We start from the raw sequence: 12,587 nt of genomic DNA, 5'->3' as shown, positions 1-12,587 counted from the left end.
AACGTGCACGCGCACATGGTGAAGAGATGGGCGGCCACGGCCGCGGCCACGCTGCTGGCGCTGGCCCCGACGATCGGCACGGCGCAGGCCCAGGAGGCCCGGGGGCAAGGCCTCGACGGGCCCGGCTGCCGCGCCGTGACCTCGCTGGGCCGGGTGCGGGGCGTGGCGCAGGACGGCCGCTGCGCCTTCCTCGGGGTGCCGTACGCGGCGGCCCCGACCGGGGCGAACCGGTTCCGGCCGCCGCAGCCGGCCGCGCCCTGGCGGGGAACCCTGGCGGCCACCGAGGCCAAGCCCGGCTGCCCGGAGGACCTGAGCGCCGGCGGCGAGGGCGTGGAGGACTGCCTCCACCTGAACGTCTGGGCGCCGCGCACCGGCGGCGGGCCCAAGCCGGTGATGGTGTTCCTGCACGGCGGGGCGGACGAACTGGGCTCCGCCGAGGACGCGGTGTACGACGGCGGCCGGCTGGCCGTGCGCGGCGACGCGGTGGTGGTCAACCTCGACTACCGGCTCGGCATCCTGGGCTGGACGGAGCTCGGCGGGCTGGACCCGGCCTACGCCGGCTCGGGGAACAACGGCCTGCGGGACGAGCGGGCCGCCCTGGAGTGGGTCCACCGGCACATCGCAGGCTTCGGCGGGGACCCCTCGGACGTCACCGTCTTCGGGCAGTCGGCGGGCGCCGTCTCGATCAGCGCCACCCTGGCCGGCGACCACCCGGAGCGGCTGTTCCGGCGGGCGATCATCGAGAGCGGGCCGGGCTACCTGGTGCACACCGCGGACTCCGCGCGGCGCACCGCCCAGCACGTCTTCACGACCGGCGGCATCACCTCGGTCGCCGACCTCGACCGGCTGACCACCCGGCAGCTCCTGGACCTCCAGCAGCAGGCCCAGGGCGGGCTGTCCGGGCCGGCCGCGGCCGTGTTCTTCGGGCCGTACATCGACGGTTCGCTGGTGCCCGGACCGGTGGTGGAGCGGATCGCGGCCGGCAGCGCCCGCGAGGTCGACGTGATGGCCGGCAGCAACGAGAACGAGACCGACTACTGGGCGCTGTTCAACCCCGCGGTGCTGGACCTGCCGCTGAGCGCCTACCGGACGCTGCCCGCCGTGCTCGCCGACCGCAAGCAGCAGATGTACGACCACTACGCGGCGAACCGGCCGGGCCTGGCCGAGGGCCGGGTGGTCAACGCGATGCTCACCGACCAGACCGAGCGGGTGCCCACCCTGCGGCTCGCCGAGGCGCAGTCCCACTGGCGGCCCACCCACGTCTACCAGTTCGACTGGCACGTCCCGTACGTCCCGGGGCTGCCGGCCGCGCAGAACCTCGGGGCCGCGCACACCCTGGAACTGCCCTTCGTGTTCGGCGGGTTGGACCTGGGCGCGTTCCCGCGCGGCGCCGCGACCGTCGCCGAGCAGCGGCCCGCGCTCACCCGGCTGTCCGACCGGATGATGGGGGCCTGGACGGACTTCGCCCGCTGCGGCGAGCCGGGCTGGCCGGCCTACACCCCGGACGCCCGGGCGACCCGGATCTGGGACCTCGAACCGACCGTCCAGTACGCACCGCACGACGACGAGCGCGCGCTCTGGGACGCCTACGACTTCCCGGACTGGGCTTTCTAGGCGGCGGTTCCTCAATCCGGCAACTGAAATGAATCGCCGGAGAATTACCCATGCACATGGGCTGTTCCGCACGCCCGGTCCGCCCCTAGACTGCGGCTGCCCGCCGGCCACGTCACGGCCGCGGACGACACCGCAGCGCGCCCGGCCGGACCGGTCGTGCGCCCGCACGAAGGAGGAACCGAGCATGGTCAAGCACTACCTCAAGTACGCCTTCAGCACCCTCACCGCGGCGATGTTCCTGCACATGGCCTGACCTGGCCGAACCCGGGCCAGGACCGGGTGGTGTCCTGTCCGACCCTGGCCCGGGGAGCATGCCCGTGTTCGCGACCGCAATGAGCCAACTGCGCTACGGCGCAGCAATTCTGACGAACCGTCGGATCCGTCCACGGGACCTGGAGCGGCTCGCCCGCGATCTGGTCGCCACCATCGCCGAGTTCGGTGAACCCGGCGAGGACTCCGCGCTGCTGCCCGGCCGGGCCGGGCACGTGGACCCCCAGCTGCGCCGCGAGGTGACCCGGCGCAGTCTGCGCGCCACCGCCCGGACCGCTGCCCGGCACACCGCCCACTATCGCCGGCAGTTCGCCGAACTCGGCATCGACCCAGGTACGTTGGAGCCCGAGGACTGGTCCCGCGTCCCGGTCACCCACAAACAGGCCCTGCGCGCCCGCCCCACCGACTTCGTCTCGGACGCCGCCGCCCCCGCCCTGCTGGCACTCACCACCGGCACCAGCGGCACCCCCACCGCGGTCTGGTTCTCCCGCGACGAGATCGACGGCGCGATCGCGTTCAGCACCATCTCCGCCGTGCTCGGCCTCGGCCTGCGGCCCCGCCACACCCTCGCCTACGCGGGCTGCTCCCGCGCCACCCTGCCCCTGGTCTACGCCGAGGAGTCGACCACCCGCACCGGCGCCGGCTTCGTCCAGTTCGGCACCATCGACCCGGTGCTGGCCCTCGACCGACTGGCCGCCCCGCTCGGCCTGCCCGGCAAGGACCCGCGGATCACCCACCTCACCACCTCCGCCTCCTACCTGGCCGCGCTGGTCCAGGAGGCCGAGCACCACCGACGGCACCCCGGGGACTTCGGCCTGCAGTCGATCAGCGTCGGCGGCGAGGTGCTGTCCGCCCCGCTGCGCCGCCGGGCCGAGGAGGTGTTCGGCGCGGCCGTCTCCTCCGGGTACCTGATGACGGAGATCCTGCCCTCGGGCGCCACCCCCTGCAGCCTGGGCCATCTGCACCACACCACCGAGTTCGGGCACCTGGAGGTGCTCGACCCGGTCACCTGGGAGCCGACCGCGCCCGGCGGGACCGGCACCGTGGTGCACACCCCGTACGTGCCCTACCGCGAGTGCACCCTGCTGCTGCGCTACGCCACCGGCGACCTGGTCCGCCTCCCGGACGGACCACCGGACTGCGAACTCGCCCACCTGCCCGCCACCTCCGAGATCCTCGGCCGCTGGAACGGCCCGCTCAGCACCGTCGTCACCACCCGTGCGGTGCTCGACCTGGTGGAGGCCGAACCGGAGGTGCCGCTGCCCGCCCGGTACGCCCTCACCGAAGGGCCGGACGGGCCCGACGGCCCCGCCCGACTCCACCTGCTGGTCCCCCGGCTGCCCGCGACCGGCCTGCTCGGCCGACTGGAGGAACGGGCCGCCACCGCCGGCCTGCGCCTGTCCGCGATCGTGCTGCACGAGGACCGGGCCACCCTGCCGCCGACCACCCCGGTCCGCGCCGACCTGCGCGAGCACAGCTTCGAGAGCACGGGCGAGCCCGGCACCGGGAGGCACTGAATGGACGTCGACCCCCTCGCGCTGGCCGCGCTGAGCGCCGCCGTCGCCGCCGTGACCGCCGTCGCGGCCGGGTACCTCGCCCGGGTCCGGATGCCCCGGCCGCCGGTCGGGGTGTACACCGGCGGCGACATCGCCGTGCTGTGCGTCGGCGTGGTGGTCGCCCCGCTGCTGTACACCGCGCTGCCCGGGGCCGCCGTCTCCGCCGTGTTCGGACTGGTCCTCTGCCTCGCCGTGCAGTTCACCCTCGCCCCGCTGCTCGCCGCCACCCGGCTGCGGGCCGCGCCCTGGTCCTGGGCGACCGCCCTGGCCGGCACCGCCGCCACCGCACTCGCCGCGCTCACCGGCCACCCGGGCGCCGCCCGGGCCGGCAGCGACCTGCTGATCGCCGTCGCCGTGGTCGGCGTCGCCAACCTCTGGACCCAGAGCGGCCTGCGGTCCACCCACGCCGCCGCCCTGGCCGCCGCGCTCACCTGCTACGACCTGGTCGCCACCACCCTCACCGACACCACCGGACGCTTCTTCGAGCAGGTCCGGGACCGCCCGTTCGCCCCGATGCTGGCCCTCACCGGCGGGCCGCACCCGGTCGCCGTCGGCCTCGGCGACCTGCTGCTGCTGGTGCTCTTCCCGCTGGTCGCCGCGAAGGCGTACGGCCGGGCGGCGGCCTGGTGCGCCGCGCTGACCGGCCTGCTGGTGACCAGCGCGGTCAGCGCCTGCTTCGCCCTCGGCCTGCTCTCCACCGGCTTCCCGCTGCTCACCGCGCTGGGGCCGCTGATCGTCGTCCAGCACCTGTTCCTGCGCCGCCGGGCCGGCGGCGAGCGCACCACCGCCCAGTGGCGCGAGGGCCGGCCCCTCCCGCCCCCGGCGGCGTCCGGCGCCGCACGGCAGCCGGCCTGAGGCCTGCTCCACCCGGCGGAAGACCACCGCGGACCGCCCCGGACCGCCCCCGACCAGCGCCGTCCCACGTCCCAGTGGCGTCCCCGCGGTGCGGTCAGGTGTCCCGGCGGTGCGGGCGCGCGTCCCGGGGACGACCGGGGACGCCCAGCCGGTGACGGGGGCGGGCTCCGGGCGCAACACTCTGCGTCGCGGCAATCCCCGCAGTACGTCCCCTCCAACGCCTCCGGGCCGTTCTACACCGCGGTGGTGAACGACGCCGGCGTCCAGTCCAAGGCCTGCGACGACGAGGACGACAACGGCGGCCACGCCTGCTCGACCCTGTACTGATCACCAGCCACCCCCGGAGGGTCACATGCGCATCTCCACCACTCTCAAGCGAGCGGCCGCGGTCGGCGCGGTCACCGTCGCCCTGGCCGCGGGCGTCGGCGGGACCGCGAACGCCGCCGGCCGCGACGGGCAGGACCCGATCTCGTCCGGCTGCGCCGCCGACGCGATCACCGCGCGGTCCGTCCCCCTGAACGCCGACGGCATCGGCCAGGTCGGCACCATCGAACTGCGGTACAGCCCGTCGTGCCGCACCGTCTGGGCCCGGGTCTACTCCCGGGGCGGCAACCTCTGGGCGAACGTGGTCCGCCAGAGGGACAACCAGCGGGAAGGCTGCGACCGTTCGTCCTGGGACTCGGGCGCCGGGCAGTACTACTGCTACACCGCCATGGTCGACGACGCCAACTACAAGTCCTACGCCGTCGGCAACGCCACCGACTCCTCGGGGCAGATCGGCAGTCACGCGGGCTACACCGACTCGTACTGACGCCGCTGCGGCCAGGCGCCCCGGCGTCCTAGGCGCCCCGGCGTCCTAGGCGCCCGGCCGCAGCGCTACGATGCGCCTCACGTCGAAACGATCACATGGGGGAAGTCATGTCCTTAGCACCCGAGTTGACGAAGCGTCGGCGCCGCTGGCCGGTCACGGCGGCCGCCACCGCGCTCACCGTCGCCACACTGTTCACCGCCACCGGCGGCGCCGCCGACGCCGCCGGCACCCCGCCCGGCGGGCTGCCGGGCTTCAAGGACGGCTACGCGATCAGCGACGGCCTGCGGATCCACTACGCGGTCTCCGGCCACGGTCCGGCGCTGGTGCTGCTGCACGGCTGGCCGGAGACCCTCCAGGCCTGGGAGCCGGTGGCGCCGGCGTTCACCAAGGACCACACCGTCATCGCGGTCGACCTGCGCGGCCTGGGCCGCTCGCAGGCCTCCCCGAGCGACGCCTACGGCACCCAGACCGCCCTCACCCAGGCCGCGGACGTGCACGCCGTGGTGGAGCACCTCGGCTTCGGCGGCGCCAGGATCGCGGTGGCCGGCCACGACGTCGGGGGCGGGGTGGCGCTGGCCTACGCGGCCAAGTACCGCGACCAGGTGAGCCAGTTGGCCGTCCTGGAGGCGCCGCCGACCACCTGGTACCTGAAGCTGGTGGCCGATCAGCCGAACTTCCTGTGGTGGGACTCCTTCGTCAACGGCCAGCAGCCGGGCGTGCCGGAGCAGTTGGTGGCGGGCCGGGAGAAGGTCTTCTACGGCTCGGTGTTCAACCGCGACATCCCGGGCGGGAAGCCGAGCGCCAAGAGCCAGCAGGAGTACATCGCCGCCTACAGCCGGCCCGGCGCCACCCGGTCCGGCTTCGACTTCTTCCGCCAGCAGGAGAAGGGCGAGCAGGAGGTGCAGGACCTGCTCGACGCGCAGAAGCTGACCGTTCCGGTGCTCGGCCTCGGCGGGGAGTACAGCATGCGCGACTCGATCGGCGAGGACCTGAAGAACGTGGCCGTGCCCGCGAACGTGACCACCGCGGTGGCCCCGAACGCCAACCACTGGGTGATGGAGGAGAACCCGCAGTTCGTCATCGACCAGCTGCGGCAGCTCCTGGCCCGCTGAGTCGAGCGGGCCGGGTCCGGTGTCCGGGCGCTCCCGGACACCGGACCCACAACTGAGGTGATGTCAGGAACGGCCCCGCCACCTGCGCTTCTGGACGAACGCGCCTGGAATCGCCTTCCCACTGGACAATTGTCATGTCTGGACGGACCGTTGACCGGGCATACGAAACTCGACCGGCGACGGGCCCGACCGCGACTCCCCCACGAGTGCGACCGGGCCCAGGCCGGCGACCGGGCCTGGGCGTGACTCCCCCCACGGAGCAGCGGCCAGGCCCGCATACTGTTCAACCAGCGACACGCAGCGTACATGCCATCTCTACCCAACGCTACCTCGCGGCCGACAGCGGTGATACGTCACACTGTTCGACGCCGGTCAGCGCTGCTCAGCGCCGTCCGGCGGCGCGAGCGGCTCGGGTACGGGAGGAACAGCGGTGGGCGTGGACGTCGTCGAGGAGTTGGGGGCGGCCCTCGGCTGCGACGGCCCGGCGGTGCTGCGGGTCGGCCCCGGACACCGCCGGCTGGTCGTCCCGGACCGGCACGGGGACGCCTTCACGGTCGACGCCCTGGAAGACACCCGCGGCGAGGAGCGCCCGGCCCACCGGGTGGTGCACCTGCTCCCGGGCGGCGGGCTCAACGTCGCCGCCAACTACTGCACCGCGCAGGGCCGCAGCCTCGCCCGCTTCCTCGCCGACCACGGGTACCTGGTCATCGGCACCACCCCGCGCGAGGACGCGCTGACCGCCGATCGCATCGGCCCCCGGTGCGCCGACTGGGGCCTGGACGGGCACCGGGAAGACCTCGAACGGGTGGTCACCGCCGCCGGATCCGTCACCGGCCTGCCGTACGACCTGCTCGGCCACTCCGCCGGGGCCGCGCTCGCCCTGGCCACCGCCGCCGCCCGCAGTGGTGACGACGCCCTGCGCCGGGTCCTCGTCCTCGACACCACCGGCCCCTACGACCCGCGGACCGAACCCGACCTGGTCGCCCGGGCCGAGGCCCTCACCGACCTGCTCGACCAGCAGCTGGCGGCGGGCGTGACGACCGTCGACCCCGGCCTGAAGGGCCTGTTCGCCCGGGCCACCACCGACCCGGACGGCCCTAGCGGCCTGCCCCGACCGGCCGGCCGGGCAGGGCAGTTCAGCAACCTCGGGCTGCTGCACTACGCCCTGACCCGCACCCGGGAGCTGCCCGGGCCCGCCAACTGGATCCACCACCGCGGCCACAGCGACGGCGACTACGTCTTCGGCGCCACGCCCGCGGACGACCGCTTCGGCCTGACCCACACCCCGCTGCCGGTCTGGCGGGAGGCGATCGCCCGGCTCGGCAGCGGCCTCCAGCCGACCGCGCTGCTGCGCGACCTGGCGGCACTCTGGGCCGGCCGGACCGACACCCACCGGATCGACTGGGCCGCGATCCGGGCCGACGTGGTCTGGGTGAACGCCGAGTCGGGCCGCGGCGACCACGACCTCGGGGCCCGGCTGGTCCGCGCCGGCGGCGCCCGGGTCGACTACCGGGTGGTGCCGGGCTACGGCCACGGGGACGTGGTCTGGTCGGCCACGGCCGAACGCGACGTGTGGGAGTCCCTGCTGCCCCGCCCGTGACGGCGGGCCCAACGGCCGGGCCCGGCCCGATCAGGCCCGGTCAGGCACCCGGCCCGGTCAGGCACCCGGCCCGATCAGGCCTGCCCCGCCTCGATCGCCGACCCGTGGGCCCGTCCGCCCACCCCTGGGCAACGCGCCCGTCCGACTCCACGGACCGACGAGGAATTCCATCGCCGACCCGGCTTCTGTGTCGGCCCCTCGGCATGTCATCATCTGAAGACATCATCCGATGACATCTGATGATGACATCCCTTGGTCACACCTGTACCCCGGGATGCCCGGGGGTCGGCGTCCCGCTCCCCGGTTCCGATGCTCGATCTGTGACAAGGGAGGGCGCGTCCATGGAGACCCGAACGGGCCTGTCGACGCGACGTGAGCGGGCCCTGGTGCCCGTCCTGGTGTTCCTCAGCGCGGTGGTGGCGGTGATCAGCAGTCTCGGCGCGCCGATGATCCCGACCATCGCCACCGTCAACCACGTCTCGCTCGCCGAGGCCCAGTGGTCGCTGACCATCACCATGCTGGTCGGGGCGGTCGCCACCCCGGTGCTGGGCCGCCTCGGCGACGGGCCGGACCGCCGTACGGTCACCCTGGCGGCCGCCGCCGTGGTGGTGGTCGGCAGCGTGCTGGCCGCGCTGCCGCTCGGCTTCTGGTGGCTGATCGCCGGGCGGGCGCTGCAGGGCGTCGGCGTCGGCCTGACGCCGCTGGCCATCGCCACCGCGCGGGACGCCCTGCCGGGCGAGAAGTCCCGACCGGCGGTCGCACTGCTGTCGATCACCACCGTCGCCGGCGTCGGCCTCGGCTACCCGATCACCGGGCTGATCGCCCAGTCCTTCGGGATCCACGCCGGATTCTGGTTCGGCGCCGTGATCAGCGGCGTGGCCCTGGTGCTGGCCGCCCTCGTGCTGCCCAGGCCCGCACCGCGCGAACGGCGCCCGCTGGACCTGCTCGGCACGGTGCTGCTCAGCCTCGCCCTGGTCGGGCTGCTGCTGGTGCTCAGCGAGGGCGAGAGCTGGGGCTGGGCCAGTGGTCGGCTGTGGACGGTCGCGGCCGTCTCGCTGCTGCTGCTCGCCGCCTGGATCCGGCACGAGCTGCGCACCGCCCACCCGCTGGTCGACCTGCGCAGCCTGACCAACCCGATCGTGCTCACCGCGGACGTGGCCGGCCTGGTCGGCGGCGTCGGGATGTACCTGCTGATCTCCCTGGTGATCCGCTACGTCCAGACCCCGACCAGCACCGGCTACGGCCTGGGCGCCTCGGTCGTGGTCGCCGGGCTGGTGCTGCTGCCCTTCTCGGCGGCCAGCCTGGCCTCCAGCAAGATGGTGCCGGTCCTCACCCGGCGCACCTCCTCCGCCCTGGTGCTGCCGATCGGCTGCGCCGTCTCGCTGGGCTCGATGCTGTTCTTCCTCTTCGGCCGCGAGCAGCTCTGGGGCCACCTGGTGGTGATGGCGCTGGCCGGGCTCGGGGTCGGCTGCACCTTCGCCGTGATGCCGGGGCTGATCGTCGCCGCGGTGCCCGCCGGCGAGGTCGGCAGCGCGGTCAGCTTCAACCAGCTGCTGCGCACCATCGGCTACTCCACCGGCAGCGCGCTGTGCGGCGCGGTGCTCCAGGCCCACACCCAGCCGGGCCGGCTGCTGCCGACCGACAGCGGCTACCGGGACGCGGCGCTGATCGGCTGCGTGGTGTGGGTGGTGATCGGGCTGACTACGATCGTCCTGCCGCGGCTCAGCGCCGCGGCCGCCGCCCGGAAGGGCGTGCGCGTGGACGAGGAGCTGCTGGTGGAAGAGAGCATCGCCGACGCCGTGGCCGGCGAGGCCGAGGTGCCCGTGCTGCGGGCGGGGGCCGACCGGTGACCGCGCCCGACGGCGAGCCCCTCGACGGGAACGACGGCCGGACCGAGCCCGCCCCGCCCCGGCGGCGGGACGCCGCCCGCAGCCGCGAACTGCTGACCCGGGCCGCCCTGGAACTCTTCGCCGAGCGCGGCTACGACCGCACCACCACCCGGGAGATCGGCGAACGGGCCGGAGTGGACCCGGCGTTGATCGCCCGGTACTTCGGCGGCAAGACCCAGCTCTACCTGGCCACCGTCAAGCTCGAACTGGGTGCCGAGGCACCGGCCGACCTGCTGGAGGAGGAACGGCTGCGCACCCTGCTGGTGCGGCTCACCCAGCGCGGACCGGGCCCCTCCTTCCAGGCCGCCGTCCTCCCCGGCGACAACACCGAGGTGCAGCAGGCCTCACGCACCTACCTCTACGAGCGGATGGTGCACCCGCTGCACGAGCGCTTCACCACCGAGGGGGTCGACCGGCCGCAGCTGCGGGCCGAGTTGGCGGCGGCCGCCTTCGCCGGGGTGATCCTGGCCCGGTCCAGCGGGGCGTTCGCCGAACTCGCCGCGGCCGACCCCGAGGAACTGCTGCCGCTGCTGCACGACCTGCTGGCCGCCAGCCGGCCGATCTGACACCGGGCTGCAGGCCCCTCCGGCCCGCCAGGACCGCCAGGCCCGCCAGGCTGAACCGGCAACCCCGTCGCCGGGGTTGCCGGTTCGCGCGTCACCGCTTCCAGGGGCGGGCGAACTCGTGCAGCGCCGCCACCGCCGCCGGGGCGAGCGCACGGTCGTTCACCGGCGTGCCGGCCGGGTGCAGGAAGTGGTCCAGGCCGTCCAGGGTGCGCAGGCCCGGGCCGGTGGTGTGCGCCCGGGCCAGGGCGGCGAGCAGCGGCGGCACGCCCGCGCAGGGCACATTGGCGTCCGCGGTGCCGCAGGTGACGGTGACCCGGGTGCCGGGACGGACCTGCCGGGCGACGTCCGGCGGGTAGACCGCGTCGTCGCTGCGCACGAAGCGGGCGTTGTTCGGCCCGAACAGCGCGTTCAGCAGTCCGGCGAGCGGCGGCAGCAGCCCGGCCGTGTCGGCCTCGGTGGGACGGCCGGCCCGGAAGTCCGCGACGGCGGCGGCGATGCCCGCCCGATTCGCCCGGGCCGCCTCCGCGGTGACCTGCCCGGCCGCGACCGCCTGGTCCAGCTGGCCGTCGAGCTGGGCGCTCAGCAGGTCCAGCAGGCGCTGGTCCTGCGGGGCCAGCAGGGCGAGGCCGGCCGGCGCGGGCCGGACGGTCCGGGCGACCAGCAGGGCCTGCAGCCCGCCCTCGCTGTGGCCGACCACCAGCAGCTCGTGCCGGTCGGCCTCCGGCTGCTCGCGCAGGGTGTCGTAGGCCGCGGCGGCCTGGCGGGTGAAGGCGGGCAGGTCGAGCCGGCCGGGGTCGCCCTGGTAGGCGCCGGGGCCGGTGCGGCCGGTGAAGTACTTGTCGAAGCGCAGGGTCAGCACACCGTCGGCGCCGAGGGTGTCGGCGATCGCCGCCAGCGTCCCCGGGGTGAGCGCGGGCGGCTCGTCGCCGTTGCGGTCGGTCGGGCCGCTGCCGGGCAGCAACAGGGCCGCGGGCAGCCGCTGTCCGGCCCGGTGGGCGGGAACGTGCACGGTGCCGTAGGCGGTGGTGCCGTCCGCGGTGAAGCTGATCTCGCGGTCGGCGGCGGGGACCAGCACCCCCGGTACGGCCGCCCCCGGTTCGGCCGCACTCGGTTCGGCCGCACTCGCGACGGGCGCGGCCAGTCCGGTCGCGGTGACCGCGGCGAGCAGGACGGCGGTCGCCATGGAACGCCAACGCATCTTTCCCCCTGGAAGTCGAAGCACGGGCTTGCGCGGCTCAGGCTACGACCGGGCCGCCCCCGACCCCGGACCCACCCCCTCTTCCTGACGCTTCCTCAACTCGCCCCGGCCAGGGCCTGTTGCCGGTGTTCGCGGGGTGAGAGGCCGTAAGCGGCGCGGAAGGCGCGGCTGAAGTCATCGGCCCGGGCGAAGCCGCAGCGGACGGCGACGGTCTGGACGGCGGTGGTGCGCCGGGCCGGGTCGGCGAGCTCGCGGTGGGCCCGCTCCAGGCGCCGTTCGCGGATCCAGGCGGCCAGGGTGCGGCCCTGCGACTGGCAGGTGAAGACCCGGTGCAGGTGGCTGACCGAGACGTGGTGGGCGGCGGCGATCACGGCCGGGGTCAGCTCGGGGTCGTGCAGGTTGCGGCAGACGAAGGCCCGGACCTCCTGGACCAGGGCCCGGTGACGGGCCTCCTCCGGCAGCACGGCCTCGGCCTCCAGCTCGCGGGCCAGCCAGGCGGCCACCAGGTCGACCGTCACCGCGCCCATCCGGGCCGCCTCGTCCGGCCCCAGCGCCGCGGCCTGCCGGTCCAGCCCGAGCAGGAACTCCGACAGCAGCGCCGCCGAACCCGCCCGCGCCGGGATCCCGCGGCCGAGCAGTGTGCGCAGCCGCTCCGGCGGCAGCGGCAGCAGTGCGGCGGGGAAGTCGATGCCCACCCCGGACACCCCGAAGGTCCGCAGGTCGTACGGGGTCGAGCTGTCGACCAGGTGCAGGTCGCCCGGCGCGAGGAGCTCCGTCCGGTCGTCCCCGCGGGTCAGCTCCATGCCGCCCTGCTGGAGGAACGACAGGTGGTAGACCTCCGCGTCCGACCGCCGCACCATCCGCTCGGTCCGCCGGAACCGGGCCGCGGGGAAGGCCGTCCCCAGCAGGACCACCTCGCCCAGCTCGGAGAGTCTCAGCTCGGCCCGGAAGTCGTCGGCGTGCTCACTGGTGGTGTCGCAGGCCCGGGTCCGTTCCAGCAACTCCCGCCAGCAGTCGAACCGTTCCTTCCGGGGCACCTCCTCACCGCGGAACACCTGTCCCACTCCTGCCGCCATCGCCGTCTCCTTCCGGCCCGTCCCCCGGTCCTCGCCGGCC

The 12,587-nt window shown here is 74.8% G+C and carries 10 protein-coding genes; 8 read left to right on the top strand and 2 right to left on the bottom strand.

Annotated elements, in window-relative coordinates:
- Positions 1 to 3: 3 nt before the first annotated feature.
- The 8 genes from ACIP4P_RS00610 to ACIP4P_RS00575 all read left to right on the top strand — a co-directional run bounded on the left by ACIP4P_RS00610 (position 4) and on the right by ACIP4P_RS00575 (position 10,273).
- The gene (locus tag ACIP4P_RS00610) at positions 4 to 1,614 is read left to right on the top strand and encodes a carboxylesterase/lipase family protein (RefSeq protein ID WP_400913244.1); all 1,611 of its coding nucleotides are present in this window, start codon (positions 4 to 6) and stop codon (positions 1,612 to 1,614) included.
- A 317-nt stretch (positions 1,615 to 1,931) separates the two neighbouring features.
- Complete coding sequence (locus tag ACIP4P_RS00605; protein ID WP_400913241.1) at positions 1,932 to 3,401, top strand: phenylacetate--CoA ligase family protein; 1,470 nt, start codon at positions 1,932 to 1,934, stop codon at positions 3,399 to 3,401.
- Complete coding sequence (locus ACIP4P_RS00600) at positions 3,402 to 4,295, top strand: hypothetical protein (RefSeq protein ID WP_400913239.1); 894 nt, start codon at positions 3,402 to 3,404, stop codon at positions 4,293 to 4,295. It begins immediately after the preceding gene.
- Between the two features lie 352 nt (positions 4,296 to 4,647).
- Positions 4,648 to 5,106, top strand: a complete 459-nt coding sequence (locus ACIP4P_RS00595; RefSeq protein WP_400913237.1) for a DUF2690 domain-containing protein — start codon at positions 4,648 to 4,650, stop codon at positions 5,104 to 5,106.
- Between the two features lie 107 nt (positions 5,107 to 5,213).
- Positions 5,214 to 6,218, top strand: coding sequence for an alpha/beta fold hydrolase (locus ACIP4P_RS00590; RefSeq protein WP_400913234.1), 1,005 nt, complete (start codon positions 5,214 to 5,216; stop codon positions 6,216 to 6,218).
- Between the two features lie 430 nt (positions 6,219 to 6,648).
- Positions 6,649 to 7,818 carry a hypothetical protein gene (locus ACIP4P_RS00585; protein ID WP_400913231.1) on the top strand — a complete coding sequence of 390 codons (1,170 nt, stop codon included), beginning with the start codon at positions 6,649 to 6,651 and terminating at the stop codon, positions 7,816 to 7,818.
- 341 nt (positions 7,819 to 8,159) lie between these two features.
- A complete protein-coding gene (locus ACIP4P_RS00580) occupies positions 8,160 to 9,668 on the top strand; it encodes an MFS transporter (RefSeq protein ID WP_400913229.1) in 1,509 nt (502 codons plus the stop codon).
- Positions 9,665 to 10,273, top strand: coding sequence for a helix-turn-helix domain-containing protein (locus ACIP4P_RS00575; protein ID WP_400913227.1), 609 nt, complete (start codon positions 9,665 to 9,667; stop codon positions 10,271 to 10,273). Before ACIP4P_RS00580 ends, ACIP4P_RS00575 begins: the two co-directional genes overlap by 4 nt.
- A 91-nt stretch (positions 10,274 to 10,364) precedes the next feature.
- Here the strand turns inward: ACIP4P_RS00575 and ACIP4P_RS00570 are convergent, their stop codons facing one another.
- Together ACIP4P_RS00570 and ACIP4P_RS00565 are read right to left on the bottom strand one after the other, a co-directional pair.
- Positions 10,365 to 11,471 carry an alpha/beta hydrolase gene (locus tag ACIP4P_RS00570; RefSeq protein WP_400913225.1) on the bottom strand — a complete coding sequence of 369 codons (1,107 nt, stop codon included), beginning with the start codon at positions 11,469 to 11,471 and terminating at the stop codon, positions 10,365 to 10,367.
- Between the two features lie 95 nt (positions 11,472 to 11,566).
- The gene (locus ACIP4P_RS00565; RefSeq protein WP_400913223.1) at positions 11,567 to 12,547 is read right to left on the bottom strand and encodes a helix-turn-helix domain-containing protein; all 981 of its coding nucleotides are present in this window, start codon (positions 12,545 to 12,547) and stop codon (positions 11,567 to 11,569) included.
- Positions 12,548 to 12,587 lie beyond the last annotated feature (40 nt).

It is taken from the genome of Kitasatospora sp. NPDC089509 (assembly GCF_044749365.1).
GTDB lineage: Bacteria > Actinomycetota > Actinomycetes > Streptomycetales > Streptomycetaceae > Kitasatospora.
Note: the sequence above shows the minus strand (reverse complement) of the source record. Positions and strands in the feature narration are given on the sequence as shown.